We start from the raw sequence: 22,254 nt of genomic DNA, 5'->3' as shown, positions 1-22,254 counted from the left end.
TTACCGCTTCAGAGTATGATCTCGTTCATGATGAACGATGCATTTGACGATAGCGCCCAGCTGCGCCTGGAAATCGCCGCCGCTGCCGCGCGCCTGGTGGCGCAGGATGGCGCCGACTACGGCAGCGCCAAGCGCAAGGCGGCGCGGCAAATCCTGGGCGAGCAACAAGGGCGCCCCAATCTGCTGCCCGATGATGAACTGATCGAGGAACAGCTACGGCAATACAATGCCCTGTTCCTGGCCGACAGCCAGCCGGCGCGCCTGTTCCAGCTGCGCACGATTGCCCTGCAAGTGATGGAAGCGCTGGAACAATTCCAGCCCTTGCTCAGCGGCGCGGTGCTCAATGGCACGGCCGGACCGCACGACGAGATCTATTTGCAACTGTTTGCCGAGAGCGCCAAGGATATCCACATCTTCCTGCTCAATAAAAATGTGCTGCTCGACATGTCGGAAAGCCCGCACTTCAAGGGAGCGCGGTATGATGCGGTCGAGACGGCCAGCTTTCTGTGGAAAAATGAAGGCGTGCACGCAGCCCTGTACGAGATCGACGACCGGCGCGGCGCCTTGAAGGCGCGGGCCGACGGCAAGGTTTTGCGCACCGATATCGCCGGCCTGCGCAGCCTGCTGGCCAGCGCCGCAACAGCGACCGAATAAACAAACGTATATATTAAACAATTATGACCAAAAAGAATCTGATCGCCTACACCATCGTGGCCCTGCTGTTTGGCGCCGTGGGCGCTTATGTCGGCGTCAACAAGAGCAAAGAGCACGCCGATCCCGTCACCACCACCGTCGCGCCCGAGGCGGCAGCGGCAAGCGCTGGCCCCGTGAACGAACTGTATGCGCTGTCCTTGCCCGACGCGGCTGGCGCCACGCAAGCGCTGGCGCAGTGGAAAGGCAAGAATTTGCTGGTGAACTTCTGGGCGCCGTGGTGCCCGCCGTGCGTGCAAGAAATGCCGGAATTGTCGGAACTGCAAGGCGAACACGCCGGCAAGAACCTGCAAATCATCGGTATCGGCATCGATTCGGCCAGCAATATCGCCACCTTTGCCAGCAAGTTCAAGATTGCCTACCCAGTGTATGTCTCGGGCATGAGCGGCACCGATTTGTCGCGTCATTTTGGCAACACCACGGGCGGCCTGCCCTTTACGGTGCTGATCGGCGCCGATGGCCAGGTGAAGAAGACCTATCTGGGCCGCTTGAAATTTGATCAGTTGCGTGCTGATCTAGCCAATTTGTAAATTTGGAGCGTGCTTTTTTCTCTTGCCAATGCGTATCTTTGGCGGCAAAATGCGGAACTTTCGCTAAAACGGTCTTCCTTACATGGCAAAAAACCTCCTTCTGCTCAACGGCCCCAACCTGAATTTATTGGGGACGCGGGAGCCTGAGGTCTACGGCGCCAGCACCTTGGCCGATATCGAGCAGGCAGCAATGGCGCAAGCCATGGCGGCCGGCGCCGACCTGGTCTGCTTTCAGAGCAACCATGAAGGCGCGCTGATCGATCGCATCCATGCTGCGCGAGCGGAAGGGATCGACGCCATCGTCATCAATCCGGGTGGATTGACCCATACCAGCGTCGCCTTGCGCGATGCGCTGGCCGGGGTCGCCATCCCGTTTGTGGAAGTCCATATCTCGAATATTTATCAACGCGAAACGTTTCGTCATCACTCTTTTCTCAGCGCGATCGCGCAGGGGACGATCTGCGGCCTGGGTATCGACGGATATCGGTTTGCCATCGACTTTGCGCTTAAAACACGTTAATCTACGCGATCTGCATGCATTTAGCGCGGCGATAGCCTCTCGACATCACCGCATCACTCATAAAACAAACTACATTCCTAGGGGTTTTACATGGATCTACGAAAACTCAAGACCTTGATCGACCTGGTCGCCGAATCGGACATCGCAGAGCTGGAAGTTACCGAAGGCGAAAGCAAGGTACGCATCGTCAAATCGTCGGCCATGCCGCAAAACCAGATGGTCATGATGCAGCCGCAAGGCATGCAAGCCCAATACGCCCCTGCAGCGCCAGCCGCCGCCGCACCGGCCGCCGCTGCCGTGGTCGTTGCCGCCGAGCCGACCGGCCATATCGTCAAGTCGCCGATGGTTGGCACCTTCTACCGTTCCTCCGCTCCTGGCAGCGCTGCGTTCGTTGAAGTTGGCTCCACCGTCAAGGAAGGTGATACCCTGTGCATCATCGAAGCGATGAAGCTGCTCAATGAAATCGACTCGGATAAAGCCGGTGTCGTGACCCAGATCCTGGTTGAAAACGGCCAGCCGGTCGAATTCGGTCAACCCCTGTTTGTGATCGGCTAAAAGCCACTGTCCACACGGCCGGCAACGGCCGTTTGCAGTTTTAGCCCCTCATACTTGTTGTTTCGCCGGCTAGCCCGGCTCTCACAGACATACGCGAACCTACCATGTTTGAAAAAATCCTGATTGCCAACCGTGGTGAAATTGCCCTCCGTATTCAGCGCGCCTGCCGCGAAATGGGCATCAAAACGGTTGTAGTCCACTCCGAAGCCGACAAGGACGCCAAATACGTCAAGCTGGCCGACGAATCCGTTTGTATCGGGCCGGCACCATCGACCCTGAGCTACCTGAACATGCCGGCCATCATCAGCGCCGCTGAAGTGACGGATGCACAAGCGATCCACCCTGGCTATGGTTTCCTGTCGGAAAACGCCGACTTTGCCGAACGCGTCGAGAAATCGGGCTTCGTCTTCATCGGCCCGCGCTCCGAATCGATCCGCTTGATGGGCGATAAAGTATCGGCCAAGCAAACCATGATCAAGGCTGGCGTACCCTGCGTACCCGGCTCGGAAGGCGCTTTGCCGGACGATCCGAAAGCGATCGTGCAAATTGCCCGCAAGATCGGCTACCCGGTCATCATCAAGGCTGCCGGCGGCGGCGGTGGCCGCGGCATGCGCGTGGTGCACACGGAAGCTGCCCTGATCAACGCCGTGGCGATGACCAAGACGGAAGCCGGTACCGCTTTCGGCAACCCGGAAGTGTATATGGAGAAGTACCTGGAAAATCCACGCCACGTGGAAATCCAGATCCTCGCCGACGAACACAAGAACGCCGTCTGGCTGGGCGAACGCGACTGCTCGATGCAGCGCCGCCACCAGAAAGTGATCGAAGAAGCGCCAGCGCCGGGCATCCCGCGCAAGCTGATCGAAAAAATCGGCGACCGTTGCGCCGAAGCTTGCCGCAAGATCGGCTACCGCGGCGCCGGCACGTTTGAATTCCTGTACGAAAACGGCGAGTTCTATTTCATTGAAATGAATACCCGTGTGCAAGTGGAACATCCGGTCACCGAAATGATCACCGGCATCGACATCGTGCAGGAGCAGATCCGCATCGCCGCTGGCGAAAAACTGCGCTACCGTCAACGCGACGTGCTGCTGTCCGGCCACGCCGTCGAGTGCCGCATCAATGCGGAAGATCCGTTCAAATTTACGCCGTCGCCAGGCAAGATCGTGTCGTGGCATACGCCAGGCGGTCCTGGCATCCGCGTCGACTCGCACGCGTACGCCGGCTACTATGTCCCGCCCCACTACGACTCGATGATCGGCAAAGTGATCGCTTACGGCGCCACGCGCGAACAAGCGATCCGCCGCATGCAGATCGCCCTGTCCGAAATGGTGGTCGAAGGCATCAGCACCAATATCGCCCTGCACCGCGAATTGATGATCGACGCCCGCTTCATCGAAGGCGGCACCAATATTCACTATCTGGAACAGAAGCTGGCCGACATGCCGGACCTGGGCAAGAACCTGAACAGTGGCGCGCCGAGCATTGCCAAGAAATCTGAAATCAAGGCTGACGCATGAGCTGGACTGAAATCGTCATCGAAATTGCCCGCGACAACGCCGAGGCCATGTCCGACGCCTTGATGGAAGCGGGCGCCCTGTCGGTGTCGGTGGAAGATGCCGATGAAGGCACGGATGCCGAACAGCCCCTGTTCGGCGAACCGGGCATGGAACCGAAGGAAGCGGCGTGGGAACGCAGCCGCGTGGTGGCCCTGACCGACGTCGACGCCGACCAGGCTGCCATCGTGGCCGCCGCATCGGCCGCCATCGGCCAGGCCGTTGCGCCGGCCTTTACCGTGCGCGCGGTGGAAGAGCAGGACTGGGTGCGCTTGACCCAGTCGCAATTTGCCCCCATCCACATCGGCAAGAATATCTGGGTCGTGCCCAGCTGGCACGAAGCGCCGGATCCTGACGGCCTGATCCTGGAACTGGACCCTGGCCTGGCGTTCGGCACGGGTAGCCACCCGACCACGCGCCTGTGCATGGAATGGCTGGAAGCAAACCCAGCGCCCGGCAAGACCGTGCTCGACTACGGTTGCGGCTCCGGCATCCTGGCCATGGTGGCCAAGAAACTGGGCGCGCAAACGGTGGCTGGCGTCGATATCGACCCGCAAGCCATTGAATCGGCGCGCGACAATGCCGAACGCAACCAGTGCGAGATCGAATATTTCTTGCCAGATACGTTTGCCACCTCGGCCCATGCCGATGCACGCTTCGACATCGTCGTCGCCAACATCCTGTCCAGCCCATTGAAACTGATGGCGCCCATGCTGTCGGGCCGTGTGGCCGAAGGCGGCGCGCTGATCCTGTCGGGCGTGCTGGCACGCCAGGCCGAAGAAGTGGCGGCCGCTTACGCACCATTCATCCAGCTCGGTGTGTGGGCTGAGCAAGACGGCTGGGTAGCCTTGCACGGCCGCCTGGGCGCCGACGCCGCCCCTGCGCCACGCGCATCAGCATAAGGTGAATCAGCACAGCAATGGCCCTCGCCACCAAATGCCCCCACTGCAACACGATATTTCGGGTCGCTGCTGACCAGTTGAAATTACGTGGGGGCATCGTGCGCTGTGGCACATGCAAAGAAGTCTTTGACGGCAATGCCGCGCTGGTCGATCCAGCGGCGGCATTGCCGTTTTTACCTTCTGCGCCAACGTTCCTGGCGCCTGCCGCGCCAGTGGTCCATGAGGAACCCATCTACTCTCTCGATTTCGACACGTCGTTCGACCCGTTCGGCATCTTGCCCGACGCGGCGCAGATCGAGGATGAAGCTGAAAAGATCGAACTCGATCTCGATATCGGCGACGATCTGCCAGTGAGTCAGCCTGCGCCAGTGGCCGAGCTCAAGGCCGAAGCCGCGCCCGAACCCGAGCCCCTGCCCGTGCCGATGGCGCCCTTCAAGCGCCGCCAGGTTGACGAAGCCCCCGCCTTTGCCACGTATTTGCGCAGCAGCCGTCCGCAGGTAGAGGCGGACGAGGCCATAGCGCCCCCAGCGGAGCCGGAACCCGCAATGGAAGCGGAACCGGCCCAAGCGCCTGAAGCAGAAGCAGAAGCAGAACCCATTTTTATTCCCGCCGCCAGTGCGCGCCAGGAGCCTGTCCTGGGCGAGCATGCGCCGCTGCTACAGCAGCCCAAGGAACCGGTATTCGAGACTGTAGCGCCGGCCGACACCACCGCCGACGAGCCCGCTTTTGTCACCCAGGGACGGCGGCGCGAGCAAAGCGGCAAGGCCATGCGCGTGGCCATGGCCGCGGGCAGCGTAGTGCTGTTGCTGTTGCTGCTGCTGCAAGGCATGACTACCTTCCGCAATCCGCTGGCTGCGCAATTCCCCGAGTTCAAGCCGGCGCTGGCCGCCGTGTGCTCGCTGAGCGGCTGCAAGGTTGATTTACCGGCGCAGATCGAAGCGCTGTCCATCGAGCAAGGCGAATTGCAAACCCTGGCGCCGAATACGTTTTCCTATGTGTCCCTGCTGCGCAACCAGAGCCGCAACGTGCAAGCCTGGCCAAGCATCGAGCTGAGCCTCAATGACGGCAATGACAAGCCCGTGGTGCGCCGCGTGATCGCACCGCGCGATTATCTGCCAGCCGGCGCCGATCCGGCCAAGGGCTTTGCAGCGCGTTCCGAACAAAGCATCAAACTGTATTTTTCCTTAGACCAGCTCACGGCGTCTGGCTACCATATCGCCATCTTCTACCCCTAACAGACACTATCATGACTAAAACATCGTTGATCTGCGGCTCCCTCGCCACCGACACCATCATGCAATTCCCAGGCCGCTTCAGCGAATCCCTGCTGGCCGACCAGCTGCACAAAGTCAATGTTTCCTTCCTCGTGCCCACCATGCGCACCGAGTTCGGCGGCTGCTCGGGCAATATCGCCTACAGCCTGAAAATGCTGGGCGGCGACCCGCGCATCGTCGGCGTCATGGGCCAGGACAGCGCCGCCTACCTGGAGCGCCTGCAAAAGCTGGGCATTTCCACCGCCAACATCATGATCAAGGCCGACAGCTACAATGCGCAGTGCTTCGTCACGGCCGATGCAGACAATAACCAGATCAATGCATTCCATCCAGGCGCCATGTCCTTCGCGCATGAAAACCCGATCGCCAATGCCGGTCCCGCCAGGATCGCCATCATCTCGCCAGACGGCGACCAGGGCATGCTCAAGCACGCCGCCGACCTGGCCGAGCTGGGCATTCCCTTCATGTTTGATCCGGGCCAACAATTGCCACGCTTCAATGGCGAGCAATTGATCGACTTCATCAACAAGGCCACCTATGTCTCGGCCAACGATTATGAAATCGAAATGATGATCGAACGCACGGGCTTGAGCCTGGAAGAGATCGCCAGTCGCCTGGAAGCGCTGATCGTCACGCGCGGTGAAAAAGGGTCTGAAATCTATACCGGCGGCAGGCGTATCGACATTCCTGCCGTGCCTGCCAAGGAAGTGCTGGACCCGACCGGCTGCGGCGACGCCTACCGTGCCGGCTTGCTGTTCGGCATCACCAACGACCTGGGCTGGGAAACCAGCGGCCGCCTGGCCAGCCTGGTGGGCGCCATCAAGATCGCCACGCAAGGCGCGCAAAACCATGTCTTTACGCCAGCCAGCATTGCCGACCAGTTTGAAGCGGCGTTTGGCTACCGCTATTAAGTAATGCCGGGGTCAGGCCGGGACGCCAAGTCCTGCGCGCCTGGCCCCACGCAAGCAGACTTACTCGTCTTACCGCCCGCCGAAAATCATCCCCACCAGAATTTGCGCGATCTGCAACAGGATCAGCGCCACCAGCAGCGACAAATCCAGATTCCCCACCAGCGGCACGATACGGCGCAGCGGACGCAGCAGCGGCTCGTTCAGGGCCCGCACAAACGGCGCCAGCGGCGCATGCGGATTCACCCAGCTGAAGATGGCTTCGATGATCAGCAGGGCCATAAAACCATACAAGATCCATTGCAGGAAGCGCTGCAAGGCCTTCAGCAGCACGAATTCGAAGGGGAGGCCGGCGATAAACCAGACCGAAGTGGCCAGCAAGACGATCAAAAAGGCGCCAATCAGGCTAGCCCAGTCATATCCGCCCACGCCAGGCACGATGCGGCGCAAGGGGCGCACCAGCCAGTCGGACAATTGAAACGTGAATTGGGCCACCGACGAGGGTGGCCGCACGCGCACGGCCTGCATCCAGAAGCGCAGCAGTAAAACCCCGCCCAACAGAGTGGCAATGGTATCAACGATCAATGTAAGGATAGTGAGCACGAATAATTCTCCAAAAAAAAACCGCTGTGTGATTACGTCACACAGCGGCGTGTTGCCTCATCCAGGCACCCGAAAGACTCGAATTACGATGGGCGGGTGCTGGTTGGGAATGGCCAGGCGGCAGCCGGAGCCAACACGGTTTTTGCTACAGGTGCGATAGGCGCCGATGGCTTGGCAGCTTCTACCTTTTTAGGCGCGGCTTTTTTAGGCGCGGCCTTCTTGGCGGCAGGCTTGGCCACTGCGGCGGCTGGCGCCGCTGCTGCAGGAGCTGCTACCGGTGCGGCAGCGGCGGCCACTGGGGCAGCTGCTGGCTTGGCTGCTACTTTCGCCGCTGGCTTGGCTGCAGGTTTGGCGGCTGGCTTGGCCACAGGTTTCGCTGCGACTTTTGCTGCTGGCTTGGCTGCCACTTTTGCCGCTGGCTTGGCTGCAGGTTTCGCTGCAGGTTTCGCTGCTGCTTTGACTGCTGGCTTGGCCGCAGGTTTCGCTGCCGCTTTGGCCGCTGGCTTGGCTGCTGCTTTCGCCGCAGGTTTCGCTACCGCTTTTGCTGCTGGCTTGGCGGCTGCTTTCGCTGCAGGCTTGGCGGCTGGCTTGGCGACCGCTTTTTTCGCTGCTGGCTTGGCGGCTACTTTCGCTACCGGCTTGGCGGCTGCTTTCGCTGCTGGCTTGACGGCGGCCTTGGCGGCTGGCTTCGCCACGGCTTTTTTCGCCGCTGGCTTGGCTGCTACCTTGGCTGCTGCTTTCGCTGCCGGCTTGGCGGCGGCCTTGGCGGCTGGTTTGGCGGCGGCTTTTTTCGCTGCTGGCTTGGCGGCGACCTTGGTCGCTGCTTTCGCTGCTGGCTTGGCTGCTGCTTTGGCCGCAGGCTTGGCTGCAGGTTTAGCCGCCGCTTTTTTCACGGCTGGCTTGGCGACAGCTTTTGCTGCAGGTTTGGCTGCGGCTTTCGCTGCTGGTTTGGCGGCAGCCTTGGCGACCGGTTTGGCCGCTGCCTTGGCTGCAGGTTTAGCTGCCGGCTTTGCTACCGCTTTTTTCACGGCGGGTTTGGCAGCAGGTTTCGCTGCAGCCTTGGCCGCTGGCTTGGCGACAGCTTTGACAGCGGCTTTCGCTGCTGGCTTGGCTGCTGCTTTTGCTGCTGGCTTGGCTGCTGCTTTTGCTGCTGGCTTGGCGGCAGGTTTTGCCACGGCTTTGGCAGCTGGCTTAGCGGCCGGTTTTGCTGCTGGTTTTGCTGCGGCTTTGGCAGCTGGTTTAGCGGCAACCGTTTTTGCTGCGGCTGCCGGCTTCTTCGCGGCAGGAGCAGCCTTGGCGGCTGGTTTCTTTACTTCTGATTTCTTAGCGGCTGTTGCCATTTGTCTCTCCTTCATCTGAGATGAGAAATTTAAGCTACAAGATTTAAACCCGTCCAACCCATCGCAGGGATAGGCCAGGCGAATTATTCATCGGCACAAACAGTCGTTTGCGCTAATGAATTCGGCACCAGCTGAACTGCTGCAACTCCTCACGTTTGCAGCACTTCAGCCATCGTCGGTGCCACCCTGCTTGATCTCGCAGCTGGTGGCAAAGTCTGAATTCGGTCATATCGTTTTCGATGCCGTGCGTTTCACGCTCCTCGCATCGCGCTCGCCACAACACCATCCGTCAAATAAAAAACCGCCATGCCTGAAAAAATTCGGGCACGGCGGCAGACGAAAACGGTGTGGTTTTGTGCATATCCGTGTAAATCTGTATCCCTGATTAGCGAGGTTTTATCGTCACCGCGCTGGTTAAAAAACCCCGCATTCTAACGCTCGCATTCGCAATCTCATAAAGTACACGAAAACCTTGTCGCTGCGCAACCGGCACGACATGTTTTCACGGGCTTTTTTGCACGATACGCGCGCTATCGCACGATCGCGCCGCAAATGCCGTCTCCAGCATGCGCGGAAACGATATTTTCGACGCGCGATGCAAGCACTCCTCTCATCGAAAAAATCACGCTGCGGCGCCTGCGATGCGGCGCAAAAAATGTCTGCGCTTTCCAGTTTCAGCGCATGGTTTTTTTCAGCATCGCATCGCTGTTCTTTTCACTATCGGCGACAGTCGCCACAAGGTCAAGCCCGCGTCTCTTTATCACGCACCAGGCTATGCACAGTGTGGAAAAAATCTGCACTCAAACGCAGCATGCGCCATCCTGGTTGACCACGCGGCAGGCATTTACGATACACGCAAGCAGACGAAGAATGATGCCTATCGACGGCGGCGCACGCTGAAAAAATATCCGGCAGACCGATCGCGGTCATCGCCGCCCTCTGTCCACACCGGCCGGTATCGGCTTGTATCATCATGATAGCGGCAGCTAGCGGAAGCTGTCGGAAGGCGCCGGCTGCGAGAGCGCCAATGCAGTGTCGATGAAGGCGCGCAGTTTGGGCTGGCTCTGGGTACGGGCAGGAAAATAGAGGAACAATCCGCTCTTCGATGGCACATAGTTTTCCAGCACACGCAGCAGGCTGCCGCTACTCAGGTCCTGTTCGATTTCCACGTCTGGCAGATAGGCCAGGCCCAGGCCCGAGCGTGCGAAGTCCGCGATCAAGGTAGTATCGTTGACCACCAGCGGTGCCCCGGCATCGAGCAGGAACTCTTCTCCATCGCGCACGAAGCGCCAGTGATGCATGCTGCCGGAAGTGTGAAAGCGGTAGCCCAGCGTTTCATGATGCATCAGGTCCTCCGGTATCGACGGCCGTCCTTTACGGTCGAAGTATGCAGGAGCCCCGACCACCGACCAGCGCAAGTCCCCGGTCAGGCGCACCGCCACCATATCCTGCTGCACCGATTGCCCCAGGCGGATGCCGGCGTCATACCCTTGCGCCACCAGGTCGACCACGCCATCGTCGAGCGACAAGTCGATGGTCACCTCCGGATAACTGCTGCGAAAACGCGGTATCAGGGCGCGCATGACCAGCGCCCCCAGCGCGCGCGGCACCGTCAGCCGCAGATGGCCGACCGGCCGGTCGCGGAACATGCCCAGCGCGGCGAAGGCATCATCTATCTGCCGGGTGGCGCCCGACAAGCTGGCGTACAAACTTTCTCCCGCCTCGGTGAAGCCGACATGGCGTGTATTGCGCTTGAACAGCAGCACGCCATGCTGGCGTTCCATCACTTTGATGGCCTTGCTGGCAGCGGTCGCCGTCACGCCCAGCCTCAGCGCGGCGGCACTGAAACTTTTGAGTTCGGCGACCGCCAGAAAGGTACGGATGCCATCCAGAGAGTGATTTTTCATGCGTCCATCATATACAAATAATGAACTTTAAGTTTAAAGCCCATCTACCACATTGCACTTTTTCTCTTGAATTTAGCACCCTATGATGGGGACTCCCTACTTCTGAAACAAAAGGAAACACCATGTCGTTCACTCTTACGGCGGTCGTTAACGACTACCTCAGGACCACACACCATCACGATAGCGACAAACCTATCCACACCCTGGAGGTCAGCGCATGAATACCGATTTCAAAGACAAGCGCGTGCTCATTACGGGTGGCACCAGGGGCATGGGCGCCGCGACCCTCAAACTGATGCTGGAGCGTGGCGCACGCGTCGCGACCACCGCGCGTGCAGCCGTCAGCGACTTGCCCGCCGGCGTGCATTTCATCGCGGCCGACATCAGCACGCGAGCAGGCACGGACAAGGTCATCGGGGAGGCGCTGGCCGCCCTGGGCGGGATCGATATCCTGATCAATAACGTGGGCGGCTCGACTGCCGGCGCCGGTGGCGCGCTGGCCCTGGACGACGACGCCTGGGACGAAGCGCTCAATCAAAACCTGCTGGCCGCCGTGCGCCTCGACCGCGCCCTGCTGCCGGCCATGGTGGCGCGCCGCCACGGCGTGATCGTTCACATCTCATCGATCCAGCGCAGCCTGCCCTTGTACGATTCCACCCTGGCCTACGCCGCCGCCAAGGCAGCGCTGAGCAATTACAGCAAGGGCTTGTCGAAGGAATTCGGCCCCAAAGGCATCCGCATCAATACCGTCTCGCCAGGCTTTATCGAAACCACGGCAGCCCACGCAATGATACGGCGCTGGGCCGAACACGACGGCATCAGCGACGACGCGGCCCGCGACAAGCTGATGGAAACCCTGGGCGGCATCCCCATCGGCCGCCCCGGCAAGCCGGAAGAAGTGGCCGAACTGGTGGCCTTCCTGGCGTCGGATCGCGCAGCGTCGATCCATGGGGCCGAGTATGTGATCGATGGGGGCACTATTCCGACCGTGTAATTGAGGCCACAATGAGGCCGTAATAAAAAAGGCCCCGCAACTGCGGGGCCTTGCTTTGCCAATCATTAACTCGATTGGCATTGAATATAGCTATCTGCTTATTCCCAGTTCAACGCGCCACCGGTCTGGTACTCGGTCACGCGCGTTTCGAAGAAGTTACGCTCTTTCTTCATGTCGATCATTTCGCTCATCCATGGGAAGGGATTTTCTTCCTGGGCGAACAGCGGCTCGATGCCGATCTGCTGCGCGCGGCGGTTGGCGATGAAGCGCAGGTAGCCCTTGAACATCGGTGCGTTCAGGCCCAGCACGCCGCGTGGCATGGTGTCTTCGGCATACGCGTATTCCAGGTCGACGGCTTTCAGGAACAGCTGCTTGATCTCTTCGCGGAATTCGGCCGTCCACAGCTGTGGATTTTCCATTTTCACGGTGTTGATCAGGTCGATACCGAAATTGCAGTGCATCGATTCGTCGCGCAGGATGTACTGGTACTGTTCTGCCGCGCCCATCATCTTGTTCTGGCGGCCCAGCGCCAGGATCTGGGTGAAGCCGACGTAGAAGAACAACCCCTCCATCAGGCAGGCGAAGACGATCAGGGATTTCAGCAGCTTCTGGTCGTTTTCAATCGTGCCGGTGGTGAATGCCGGGTCGGTCAGGGTGTTGATGAACGGGATCAGGAACTCGTCCTTGTCACGGATCGACTTGACTTCGTTGTAGGCGTTGAAGATTTCCGCTTCGTCCAGGCCCAGCGATTCAACGATGTATTGATACGCGTGCGTGTGGATCGCTTCCTCGAACGCCTGGCGCAGCAGGTACTGGCGGCACTCGGGGGCCGTGATGTGGCGATAGGTGCCCAGCACGATGTTGTTGGCGGCCAGCGAGTCGGCCGTCACGAAAAAGCCCAGGTTGCGCTTGACCAGGCGGCGCTCATCCTCGGTCAGGCCGTTCGGGTTCTTCCACAGCTCGATATCGCGCTGCATGTTCACTTCCTGCGGCATCCAGTGGTTGGCGCAGCCGGCCAGGTATTTATCCCACGCCCATTTGTACTTGAACGGCACCAGCTGGTTAACATCGGTCTTGCCATTGATGATGCGCTTGTCATCTGCGTTGACGCGGCGCGCCACTTGTTCGGCATTCGCTTCGGACGGCTCGCCGCCCGCCGGCAAGTTCAAATCGGTATTTCCCAGTGGCGCTTGCTGCGCCGAACGCGGCACAGCGGCCGGCGTGGCTTCATCATCCCATGACAACGACATAATTATTCTTCCTTTATTTACCGGCAATCCGGTCTTGAAAACATTCTGCCAGCCCGATAGCCGGGCTGGCCACTACTTCAACAGGCTGTTATTAGCAAGCTTATTGGCAAGCTTCGCACTCTTCAAAGCCATCGTCACCCGGGCGCAGGTAGCAGGCTTCGCCATCGGCATCGTCCGCTGCCGCTGCCACGGCAACCACTGGCGCCACCGCTGGTGCAGCTGCCGCCACTGCGGCTGCCGCTGCGCTGTGGGCGCTGGCCGACATGCCGCCGTCAACTGCCACGGCGTTCAGGGCGCCCGTCCTGGAGGTCGATTTCTCCATGTGGGTGGCGGCGATGGTACGCAGGTAGTAGGTGGTTTTCAGGCCGCGCAGCCATGCCAGCTTGTAGGTTTCATCCAGTTTCTTGCCCGAAGCACCAGCCATGTAGATATTCAGCGACTGCGCCTGGTCGATCCACTTCTGGCGGCGCGATGCGGCTTCCACCAGCCAGCTCGGCGACACTTCAAAGGCGGTCGCATAGATATCGCGCAGGTCTTGCGGGATGCGGTCGATCTTGACCAGCGAGCCGTCGAAGTATTTCAGGTCCGAGATCATGACTTCATCCCACAGGTCGCGTGCCTTCAGGTCGCGCACCAGGTAGCTGTTGATTTCGGTGAATTCGCCCGACAGGTTCGATTTCACGTACAGGTTCTGGAACGTCGGCTCGATACAGGCCGATACGCCGATGATGTTCGAGATCGTTGCCGTTGGGGCAATCGCCACGCAGTTCGAGTTACGCATGCCGAATTTGGCGATGCGCTCGCGCACTGGCGTCCAGTCCATGGCCGACGAGTTATCGACTTCCAGGTAGCCGCCGCGCTCTTCAGCCAGCAGTTTGACCGAATCTTGCGGCAGGATGCCACGGTCCCACAGCGAACCGGCGTAGGTTTCATAGCGGCCGCGCTCTTCGGCCAGCTCGGTCGACGCCAGGTAAGCGTAGTAGCACACCGCTTCCATCGAGGTATCGGCAAACGATACGGCTTCGTTCGAGGCGAACGGGACGCGCATCATGTGCAGGCAATCCTGGAAGCCCATGATGCCCATGCCGACCGGACGGTGGCGCATGTTCGAATTGCGCGCCTTGTCGACGGCGTAGTAATTGATGTCGATCACGTTGTCGAGCATGCGCATCGCGGTGCGGATGGTCTTGGCCAGCTTGACGTGATCGAGCTTGCCTTCTTTCATGTGCGCCGGCAGGTTCACGGAACCCAGGTTGCAGACGGCGATTTCGTCGGCGCTGGTATTCAGGGTGATTTCCGTGCACAGGTTCGAGCTGTGGACCACGCCCACGTGCGACTGCGGGCTGCGGATGTTGCAAGGATCCTTGAAGGTGATCCATGGATGGCCGGTTTCAAACAGCATCGACAGCATCTTGCGCCACAGGTCCAGCGCCTGGACTTTTTTGAACGAACGGATTTCACCGGCGGCAGCCTTGGCTTCGTAGCCCAGGTAAGCCGTTTCAAAGGCCTTGCCGACTTTATCGTGCAGGTCTGGCGTTTCGGATGGCGAGAACAGGGTCCACTCGCCTTTTTCCATCACGCGCTTCATGAACATGTCTGGAATCCAGTTGGCCGTGTTCATGTCGTGGGTGCGGCGGCGGTCATCGCCCGTGTTCTTGCGCAGGTCGAGGAATTCCTCGATATCCATGTGCCAGGTTTCCAGGTAGGCGCAGACGGCGCCCTTGCGTTTACCGCCCTGGTTGACGGCCACGGCCGTGTCATTGACGACTTTCAGGAAAGGCACCACGCCTTGCGACTTGCCGTTGGTGCCCTTGATGTGGGCGCCCAGGGCGCGCACTGGCGTCCAGTCGTTGCCCAGGCCGCCAGCGTACTTGGCCAGCAGCGCGTTATCCTTGATCGCGTCGTAGATGCCTTCCAGGTCATCCGAGACGGTGCTCAGGTAGCACGACGACAGTTGCGAGCGCAGGGTGCCCGAGTTGAACAGGGTCGGCGTCGAGCTCATGAAGTCGAACGAGGACAGCAGGCTGTAGAACTCGATGGCGCGCGCTTCACGGTCCGTTTCATTCAATGCCAGGCCCATCGCCACGCGCATATAGAACGCTTGCGGCATTTCGATGCGCACGTCGCTGATGTGCAGGAAGTAGCGGTCGTACAGGGTTTGCAGGCCGATGTAGCCAAATTGCAAGTCGCGGTCGGCCACGATGGCTTTCGCCAGGCGCTCCAGGTCGAAGCTGGCCAGCACCGGGTTCAGCAGCTCGGCGGCGATACCCTTGGCGATGTAGGCAGGGAAATACGTCAGGTATTCGGCAGCGGCAGCCGCTTGCGGCACGTCCTTGCCAAACACTTCCTTGCGCACCGTGTGCAGCAGGATGCGGGCGGTGACCTGGCTGTAGGCCGGGTCTTTTTCCATCAGCGCGCGCGCTGCCAGGATGGCCGACTTGTGCAGTTCTTCGACGGGCACGCCGTCGTACAGGTTTTTCACGGTTTCCGCCAGGATGGCGTCCGCATCGACGTGCTTTTCCAGGCCGGCGCAGGCAGCGTTGATCAGGTCGCGCACTTCCTGCATGTCCAGCAGGCGGCGCACGCCGTTGTCCGTGACGTTCAATTGTGGTGCAGCAACTTGCGCGGAAGCACCTTGCGCTTCCTTTTGCAGGCGGCGCTCTTCCATGTGCTTGGCACGGTACAGCACGTAGGCGCGCGCCACGTCGTGTTCGCCCGAACGCATCAGCGACAGTTCCACCTGGTCTTGCACATCTTCAATATGGAAGGTGCCGCCGCCTGGGTGACGGCGCACCAGCGCGGACACCACGGCAGTGGTCAGTTGCTCGACCAGTTCACGGATGCGCGCCGACGCCGCGCCCTGGCCGCCGTTGACGGCCAGAAACGCCTTGGTCATCGCGATGGCGATCTTCGACGGCTCAAATGCCACCACCGCGCCATTGCGGCGGATGATGCGATAGTCGCCCAGGGCCGCGCCCGTACTCGCAACGCTATGGGCCGCGCTAGGCGCTGGCGATACTGGCGTTGGATGGATGGAAATATCTTGAGGTGATTGCATTGAAGCTCCCGTTGTCAGCTAAAGTCAGCCTGCAGTTTTGCTGCCGCGTGTGTTGTTGAATAGAAGGCCCGAAACTCCGGGTTTCCTCAGGTAATATTATTGCAAAAATGTAAATCTATCATGCACAAGGCCGTACAGGATTGAAACCGCCAACCGCTATAGCCAGGCTGGCGCACAACACGATAAGGGTGATAAACAGCTAGTCCCCGCATGCCAATCCGGCAATCAGGGCAGCTTTGATAATAATTCTGAAAACGTCTGTGATGGCACTACATTTAGTGAGTGAGTCTTGGGTATGCACTAATTGTAGTACCCATCAAAAGCAGGCGCAATACTTTTCCGGTCCAGACCAGGCTATTTTTTTGTGCTTTTCAGCACGATTTCGATTGACTTTTCAGGCGCTGGATGGAAAGCCCAACGCCCGCGTAGTAAGCACTAACGCAGGCTGCCCGCGCAAGGCCTGGCGCCAGCTTTCCTGATACAAAGCCCAGTCAAAAAACGGCCCCGGATCGGTCTTTCTTCCCGGCGCAATATGTTCGTGCCCGCGCACCTGGGCCAGTCCGTAGCGCTGGGCCAGCGCCGCCGTCAGCGCCACCAGGACGCGGTATTGCTCAGGCTGGAAAGGCTGGAAGTCAGAGCCTTCCATTTCGATACCGATGGAATAGGCATTGCACTGCGGGCGTCCCTCGAACGTGGACGTGCCGGCATGCCAGGCGCGTTGATCAGTTGAAACATATTGCACCAGAGCACCATCGCGCCGCACCAAAAAGTGCGCCGACACCTGCAAACCGCGCAGGTCAGCGAAAGAAGGATCGGCATTATAATCCAAGCGGCCGGTAAACAAGTCCGACACATGCGGCCCGCCAAAATGGCCGCCGGGCAAACTGATGTTATGGATCACCAGCAAGTCGATTTCCATGCCCTCGGGGCGCGCGTCGTAATAAGGCGAGTCGTAGCGCACGGCGCCATCGCACCAGCCGCTCTCATCTATCTTCCATGCCTGCATCAAGTTCACGGCTCCTGTAACTGCAATTTTTGCATTTTATAGCGCAGCTGGCGCACGCTGATGCCCAGCTGCTGCGCCGCCCGCGCGCGGTGATAGCGGCTTTGCCGCAACGCCAGCACGATCATCTCGCGTTCCGCCTGGCTTAAATATTGGGCCAGCGGCAAGACCGGCGTCTCCAGCCGGGCTGCCATGCCGGGCAAGCACAGTTGCCGCGCCAAAGCCGCCGGTTTGAAAGGCAGCACGGCGGCCGGCGACGGCAAGCCCAGGCCATCGGGCGTGATCACGCCGCCATCGGCAAAGGCCAGCGCCCGCTCCAGCAGGTTTTCCAGTTCGCGCACATTGCCGGGAAATCCATGGCGGGCCAGCAGCGCCAGCACGCCGGGCGCCAGCAGGACGGCTTGCCGCGGCGCCAGGCGCAGCAGTATCGTACGACATAATACCTCCAGATCGCCCAGCCGTTCGCGCAGCGGCGGCACGGCCAGTTCGATCACATTGAGCCGGTAATACAAGTCCTGGCGAAACGTGCCGGCCGCCACGCCGCGCGCCAGTCCCTGCTGGCTGGCGCACAAGATGCGCACATCGACCGCCTCGTCGGCACTGCCGCCCAGCTTGCAGACGCGGCGTTCCTGCAGGACGCGCAACAGCTTGACCTGCATGGCCAGCGGCAAGTCATCGACTTCATCGAGCAGCAGGCTGCCGCCATGTGCTGCCTGGAACAAGCCCTGGCGCTCATGCAGCGCGCCCGTATAGGCGCCGGCGCGGCAGCCAAAGAATTCCACCTCCATCAGCGCTTCCGGGATCGCGCCGCAATTGACGGCGACAAAGGGCCCGCCGGCGCGCGCGCCCTGTGCATGGATGGCGCGCGCCGCCAATTCCTTGCCGCTGCCCGATTCGCCACGGATGGCCACCGGTGCGACGCAACGGGCGATACGGCTGATTTGCGCGCGCAGCGCCTGCATGGCGGCAGAATCTCCACACAACTGCGGCGGCGCGGCATGCTCGCCGGCGGCCAGGGGATGCGGCTTGGACATGGCTAGCCTTTCTGCTAAGGCGAGTGTGACTCGCTTTTGACAGATGCTACGCCTGCTGCGTGGAAGAGAACGTTACGGTACGGATGAGCAATGGAAAATGGCGCGATGCAGCCAGCCTAGGCGGTGGCGTGCGCGTGGCTACAGTAATCGTGGCCTTTGGCCGGCACGTTTTCGGAAGCCGGATAATAGACGCCGCAGTGGGCGCAGCACAGCATTTGCTCGGCGTCGGGCAATTCCTCGACGCGGCGGCCTGCCTGCGCAAACGGATGGGGCGGCTGTTGCTGCTGCTGTTGCGAGCGCGCGCGCTGCTGCAAGCCGCGGATCTTGCTGCGGATCGCAAACAGCACCAGGAACGCCAGCGCCAGCCAGAATAAAAATCGTGTCATGCAAATCCTCGGTGTAAAACCACTTCCAGTACAAAACGGCTGCCGACATAGGCCAGCAGCAAGGTGGCGAAACCTGCCAGGGTGAAACTCAGCGCTGTCTTGCCGCGCCAGCCACGCAGGCGGCGTCCGGCCAGCAGCGCGGCGAACAGCAGCCACGACATCATGGTAAACACGGACTTGTGATCCCAGCTCAAGACCGTGCCAAATAACTGTTCGGAAAAGACGATGCCCGACAAGACGGTCAGGCTCAGCAAGATAAAACCCAGGCCTATCATGCGAAACAACATTTTTTCCATCGTCAGCAGGGCAGGCAGTTGATCCAGTGCACTGGAAAAGAAACCACGGCGCCCGCTGCGCGTATGCAGGCGCGATTCCTGCAGCGCCATCAGCACGGCGTGAAAGGCGGCGATCGTCAAGGTGCTGTAAGCGAGCACGGCGATGGCGATATGCCAGCCAAACACGGCGGACTTGCCTTCCAGGCTGACCTGGCTGCCAGGAAAGACCCACGCCAGCACCACGGCGACGACAGCGCTCGGCATGACCATGCGGCGCAAGCCATCGAGGCTGAAATTGCGGTTTTCTACCCAGTAGGCCCCCACCGATACCCATAGCGCGGCCGACAGCATGGCGGAGAAACCAAAGCGCAAGGTGCCCGGCGCCATCAAGTCCAACCACAGCGTATAGCCATGCGCCAGCCAGGCAACGCCGGTCAGCGCGGTTATCAGCCGCCCCCGCGACGAAGGAAGCACGGCGCACACCGCATAGAGCACTGCGGCGAGGAGAAAGAAATAAGTCTGCATGTTTTAAGTTTACACCATAGCCGGCAAGCGCGATTCAGGACGGGATAAAGGGCATGGCAGGCCGGGCACGGACAACACCGGCGAGCATGCGCAGATAGCCTGCCATGATATCGCGCCTGAGAGCGGACGGGGTGGCCCGCCCTGAAGAATTCCATAATCTTTCAGGATGACTATATAGATAGGCGGCAAGTGCGCGCATCGACAAATACGCCAATTGCCGTTAGTCTGGCGCCATCCCCGTCTTTGATTGTTTTACCATGGCCACATCGAGCTCCCCCCCACCGTCCAGCCTGGACGATAAACTGTGTTTTCAGCTGTATGCCACCTCTCTGAAAATGACCCAGTTGTACAAGCCGATGCTGAGCGCGCTCAAGCTGACTTATCCGCAATACCTGGTGATGCTGGTGTTGTGGGAACAGGAAGGCCTGGGCATCAAGGACCTGGCCGCGCGCCTGCAGCAGGATTCCGGCTCCATCACGCCGCTGGTCAAGCGTCTGGAAGCGGAAGGCTATCTGCTGCGCAACCGAGACCCGCGCGACGAGCGCAACCGCGTGCTGACCCTGACGCAAGCGGGCCGCGAGCTGCGCAGCGCCTGCGCCAGCATCGATCCCACCATCGCGGCCAATTGCAGCAGCATCGCCGGAGAATTTACGCTCATCATGGAAGGCTTGCGCAAACTGAACGCCCAACTGGGCAGCCAGGTGGACAGCTAAGAACGCCGATCAAAACCTACTGCGCGTCGCGATTTGCGGCCTCCGATGCTCACTGACTCGGCATCCCCGTGCATCCGCACTGCTCCGCTTCTCAACCACAACTCTCATCCGCTCGCGACGGTTTTGTTCGGCGTTGTAAACCTGATCGTGCCGCCCGCATCAGCGGCTTAAAAATATATTGCGCACTAATGATTAGTGCGCTATTCTTATTTGCATGCGCTGCCCATTGCCAGTTTTTTCCATGGCAATTGCTTAGCACGCTAATTAATTACCTCTCCCCCAATCATCCAGGAGTCACACCATGTCGCACACTGCACTCAAATCCGCCCTGCTCGCTTCCGCCCTCCTCTCGACCGTCGCTTTCGCACCAGTCCAGGCCGCCAGCACGGCGCCTGCCGAAGACACTACCGTGGTACTGGTGCACGGCGCGTTTGCCGATGGTTCCAGCTGGGACAAAGTCATTCCTTTGCTGCAAGCCAAAGGCTTGAAAGTGGTGGCCGTGCAAAACCCGCTCACCTCGCTGGCCGACGACGTGGCCGCCGCCCAGCGCGTGATCGACGCCCAGACGGGCCGCGTGATCCTGGTCGGCCACTCCTGGGGCGGCACCGTGATCACGCAAGCGGGCACCAGCGACAAGGTCAAGGCGCTGGTCTACGTGGCGGCGTTCGCGCCGTCCGAAGGCGAAGCATCCGGCGACCTGGGCAAGGATTACCCGACGCCACCGGGCATCGCCACCCTGAAAGCGGACGCCTCCGGTTTCCTGTATTTGCCCGAAGAATCGGTGCGCCTCAATTTCGCCCAGGATTTGCCGGCCACCACCACCCGCTTGATGGCGGTCACGCAAGGCCCGATCCAGGCCAAGGCCTTTGCCGACAAGACGACGGTTGCCGCCTGGAAAAACAAGCCGAACTATTACATCGTTTCCGCCAAGGACCGCATGATCGCGCCAGAACTGGAACAGGCGTTTGCCAAGAAATTGCATGCCGTCACCACCGTCCTGCAAACCAGCCATGTACCGATGCTGTCGCAGCCGAAACAGGTGGCCGAAGTCATCCTGGCAGCCGCGGCCCAACGCTAGGATTGCTGCAGACATAAAAAAACCTCCGCAGCCGGCAGCTTGCGGAGGTTTTTTCTTGCTATTTGATTTACTTCACATTCAGGGTCTTTTTCGCCTGCTCCAGCAAATCGGTTTTCACCCAATCCCTGGCGACCGGCGGCTTGCCCATGCGGCCCACGCCCGTTTTCACCATCACGTCGGTGGTGATCTGGATATGTTCGGGCGTAATGTCATAGGAATACGGTGAGTTGCTGATGGCGTCATCGAAGTCCTGCTTGGTGATCTGGCCACGAAATACCACTTCGCGCACATATTTTTCCGCCGTCGCCTGGTTGTCGATAAAGGTCTTGGTGGCTTCGACGAAACAGCGCATGAATTTCTCGGCCACCGGACGGCGTTCCTTGTAGAACTTTTCCGTCATCACCATGGTGCGTACCGGCTCGCCGATCGGCGTTTCATATGGTTTCAGGATTTCCACGCCGAAACCCTTGTTGATCGCCTGCGACGATTGCGGTTCCGACTGCATCATGGCGTCGATATTCTTGCCCATCAGCGCCTGGTTCAAGTCTGCATAGGCGAGGAACACCAGTTGCACGTCCTGGCCCTTTTTCTCGGAGAACGTCAAGCCATTCTGCGACAGTTCGGCCAGCAGCAGCACCTCCTGGATGCCGCCGCGCGTCACGCCCACGCGCTTGCCCTTCAAGTCTTTCACGCTGGCGATTTTTTGCCCCGCCCCCGCCACCAGGCGCGCACCGCCCTTGGCGAAACCGGCCACCACATAAATCGGTGCACCACCGGCACGGCCGGAAATGGCCGCTTCGGACGCCGTCGCGCCCACGTCCAGTTCGCCCGCGATAATCGCCTGCATCACATCGAGGCCCTTGGCAAACACGTGTTCTTCGACCTTGATGCCGCACTTGGGGGCGATTTCCTTGATATACGACACGGCGCCGTAATGGGCAAATTTCAAATTACCCAGGCGGACAACGTCTTGCGCCTGGGCACTGCCCAGGCTAAAGGTCAGCAACAGTGTAGCGGCGATACCGGTTTTCAAGGACATATTCTGGCGCATCAAGGTCTCCTGTGTGGTGAAGGTGTATCTGCAAGGGCAAAACAACAAAACACTGTTTTTTGTTATGCAGCGATAGTACCG

At 60.0% G+C, this 22,254-nt stretch carries 22 protein-coding genes; 12 read left to right on the top strand and 10 right to left on the bottom strand.

Annotated features, from left to right (window positions below):
- Nucleotides 1-27 precede the first annotated feature (27 nt).
- From ACL9RI_RS00440 to ACL9RI_RS00405, 8 genes are all read left to right on the top strand, one after another.
- Nucleotides 28-654 (top strand): hypothetical protein, encoded by a 627-nt coding sequence (locus ACL9RI_RS00440; RefSeq protein ID WP_422724649.1) that lies wholly within the window; start codon nucleotides 28-30, stop codon nucleotides 652-654.
- 23 nt (nucleotides 655-677) lie between these two features.
- Nucleotides 678-1,241 (top strand): TlpA family protein disulfide reductase, encoded by a 564-nt coding sequence (locus ACL9RI_RS00435; RefSeq protein WP_422724648.1) that lies wholly within the window; start codon nucleotides 678-680, stop codon nucleotides 1,239-1,241.
- A gap of 82 nt (nucleotides 1,242-1,323) precedes the next feature.
- The gene (gene aroQ, locus ACL9RI_RS00430; RefSeq protein WP_183674949.1) at nucleotides 1,324-1,761 is read left to right on the top strand and encodes a type II 3-dehydroquinate dehydratase; all 438 of its coding nucleotides are present in this window, start codon (nucleotides 1,324-1,326) and stop codon (nucleotides 1,759-1,761) included.
- A gap of 90 nt (nucleotides 1,762-1,851) precedes the next feature.
- Entirely contained in the window at nucleotides 1,852-2,316 is a 465-nt protein-coding gene (gene accB, locus ACL9RI_RS00425; RefSeq protein WP_300752730.1) for an acetyl-CoA carboxylase biotin carboxyl carrier protein, read from the top strand.
- 104 nt (nucleotides 2,317-2,420) lie between these two features.
- The gene (gene accC, locus ACL9RI_RS00420) at nucleotides 2,421-3,836 is read left to right on the top strand and encodes an acetyl-CoA carboxylase biotin carboxylase subunit (protein WP_183674943.1); all 1,416 of its coding nucleotides are present in this window, start codon (nucleotides 2,421-2,423) and stop codon (nucleotides 3,834-3,836) included.
- Nucleotides 3,833-4,774: a 50S ribosomal protein L11 methyltransferase gene (gene prmA, locus ACL9RI_RS00415; protein WP_422724647.1), complete on the top strand. Its 942-nt coding sequence runs from the start codon at nucleotides 3,833-3,835 to the stop codon at nucleotides 4,772-4,774. The genes accC and prmA overlap by 4 nt, the downstream gene beginning before the upstream one ends.
- A gap of 17 nt (nucleotides 4,775-4,791) precedes the next feature.
- The gene (locus ACL9RI_RS00410) at nucleotides 4,792-6,009 is read left to right on the top strand and encodes a DUF3426 domain-containing protein (RefSeq protein ID WP_422724646.1); all 1,218 of its coding nucleotides are present in this window, start codon (nucleotides 4,792-4,794) and stop codon (nucleotides 6,007-6,009) included.
- Nucleotides 6,010-6,020: 11 nt separating this feature from the next.
- Entirely contained in the window at nucleotides 6,021-6,959 is a 939-nt protein-coding gene (locus tag ACL9RI_RS00405) for a carbohydrate kinase family protein (protein WP_422724645.1), read from the top strand.
- Between the two features lie 69 nt (nucleotides 6,960-7,028).
- Here the strand turns inward: ACL9RI_RS00405 and ACL9RI_RS00400 are convergent, their stop codons facing one another.
- Both ACL9RI_RS00400 and ACL9RI_RS00395 read right to left on the bottom strand, forming a co-directional pair.
- Nucleotides 7,029-7,541: a YggT family protein gene (locus tag ACL9RI_RS00400; RefSeq protein WP_422725153.1), complete on the bottom strand. Its 513-nt coding sequence runs from the start codon at nucleotides 7,539-7,541 to the stop codon at nucleotides 7,029-7,031.
- 101 nt (nucleotides 7,542-7,642) lie between these two features.
- On the bottom strand, nucleotides 7,643-8,734 hold the full coding sequence (locus ACL9RI_RS00395) for a transcriptional regulator (protein ID WP_422724644.1): 1,092 nt from the start codon (nucleotides 8,732-8,734) through the stop codon (nucleotides 7,643-7,645).
- On the opposite strand from ACL9RI_RS00395, the gene ACL9RI_RS00390 reads away from it, so the two are divergent.
- Nucleotides 8,715-8,918, top strand: a complete 204-nt coding sequence (locus ACL9RI_RS00390) for a hypothetical protein (protein WP_422724643.1) — start codon at nucleotides 8,715-8,717, stop codon at nucleotides 8,916-8,918. The two genes, ACL9RI_RS00395 and ACL9RI_RS00390, sit on opposite strands and share 20 nt — an antisense overlap.
- A 967-nt stretch (nucleotides 8,919-9,885) precedes the next feature.
- Here the strand turns inward: ACL9RI_RS00390 and ACL9RI_RS00385 are convergent.
- Complete coding sequence (locus ACL9RI_RS00385; RefSeq protein WP_422724642.1) at nucleotides 9,886-10,806, bottom strand: LysR family transcriptional regulator; 921 nt, start codon at nucleotides 10,804-10,806, stop codon at nucleotides 9,886-9,888.
- A gap of 217 nt (nucleotides 10,807-11,023) precedes the next feature.
- Here ACL9RI_RS00385 and ACL9RI_RS00380 point away from each other — a divergent pair, with 217 nt between their 5' ends.
- Complete coding sequence (locus ACL9RI_RS00380; RefSeq protein ID WP_422724641.1) at nucleotides 11,024-11,800, top strand: SDR family oxidoreductase; 777 nt, start codon at nucleotides 11,024-11,026, stop codon at nucleotides 11,798-11,800.
- Nucleotides 11,801-11,898: 98 nt separating this feature from the next.
- On the opposite strand, the gene ACL9RI_RS00375 is transcribed toward ACL9RI_RS00380, so the two are convergent.
- The 6 genes from ACL9RI_RS00375 to ACL9RI_RS00350 all read right to left on the bottom strand — a co-directional run bounded on the left by ACL9RI_RS00375 (nucleotide 11,899) and on the right by ACL9RI_RS00350 (nucleotide 19,331).
- Nucleotides 11,899-13,050, bottom strand: a complete 1,152-nt coding sequence (locus tag ACL9RI_RS00375; RefSeq protein ID WP_422724640.1) for a ribonucleotide-diphosphate reductase subunit beta — start codon at nucleotides 13,048-13,050, stop codon at nucleotides 11,899-11,901.
- Between the two features lie 100 nt (nucleotides 13,051-13,150).
- Nucleotides 13,151-16,108 (bottom strand): ribonucleoside-diphosphate reductase subunit alpha, encoded by a 2,958-nt coding sequence (locus ACL9RI_RS00370; protein WP_422724639.1) that lies wholly within the window; start codon nucleotides 16,106-16,108, stop codon nucleotides 13,151-13,153.
- A 394-nt stretch (nucleotides 16,109-16,502) separates the two neighbouring features.
- Nucleotides 16,503-17,114: a 1,6-anhydro-N-acetylmuramyl-L-alanine amidase AmpD gene (ampD, locus tag ACL9RI_RS00365; protein WP_422725152.1), complete on the bottom strand. Its 612-nt coding sequence runs from the start codon at nucleotides 17,112-17,114 to the stop codon at nucleotides 16,503-16,505.
- 5 nt (nucleotides 17,115-17,119) lie between these two features.
- Nucleotides 17,120-18,145, bottom strand: a complete 1,026-nt coding sequence (locus tag ACL9RI_RS00360; protein WP_422724638.1) for a sigma-54 interaction domain-containing protein — start codon at nucleotides 18,143-18,145, stop codon at nucleotides 17,120-17,122.
- Nucleotides 18,146-18,261: 116 nt separating this feature from the next.
- Nucleotides 18,262-18,531: a PP0621 family protein gene (locus tag ACL9RI_RS00355; protein ID WP_422724637.1), complete on the bottom strand. Its 270-nt coding sequence runs from the start codon at nucleotides 18,529-18,531 to the stop codon at nucleotides 18,262-18,264.
- Nucleotides 18,528-19,331, bottom strand: a complete 804-nt coding sequence (locus ACL9RI_RS00350; protein ID WP_422724636.1) for a cytochrome C assembly family protein — start codon at nucleotides 19,329-19,331, stop codon at nucleotides 18,528-18,530. Before ACL9RI_RS00350 ends, ACL9RI_RS00355 begins: the two co-directional genes overlap by 4 nt.
- Before the next feature lie 257 nt (nucleotides 19,332-19,588).
- Here ACL9RI_RS00350 and ACL9RI_RS00345 point away from each other — a divergent pair, with 257 nt between their 5' ends.
- Together ACL9RI_RS00345 and ACL9RI_RS00340 are read left to right on the top strand one after the other, a co-directional pair.
- Entirely contained in the window at nucleotides 19,589-20,044 is a 456-nt protein-coding gene (locus ACL9RI_RS00345) for a MarR family winged helix-turn-helix transcriptional regulator (protein WP_422724635.1), read from the top strand.
- Nucleotides 20,045-20,345: 301 nt separating this feature from the next.
- Entirely contained in the window at nucleotides 20,346-21,122 is a 777-nt protein-coding gene (locus ACL9RI_RS00340) for an alpha/beta fold hydrolase (protein ID WP_422724634.1), read from the top strand.
- A 67-nt stretch (nucleotides 21,123-21,189) separates the two neighbouring features.
- Here the strand turns inward: ACL9RI_RS00340 and ACL9RI_RS00335 are convergent, their stop codons facing one another.
- Entirely contained in the window at nucleotides 21,190-22,161 is a 972-nt protein-coding gene (locus ACL9RI_RS00335; protein WP_422725151.1) for an ABC transporter substrate-binding protein, read from the bottom strand.
- Nucleotides 22,162-22,254 lie beyond the last annotated feature (93 nt).

Source organism: Janthinobacterium sp. Mn2066 (assembly GCF_049319705.1).
GTDB lineage: Bacteria > Pseudomonadota > Gammaproteobacteria > Burkholderiales > Burkholderiaceae_D > Janthinobacterium.
Note: the sequence above shows the minus strand (reverse complement) of the source record. Positions and strands in the feature narration are given on the sequence as shown.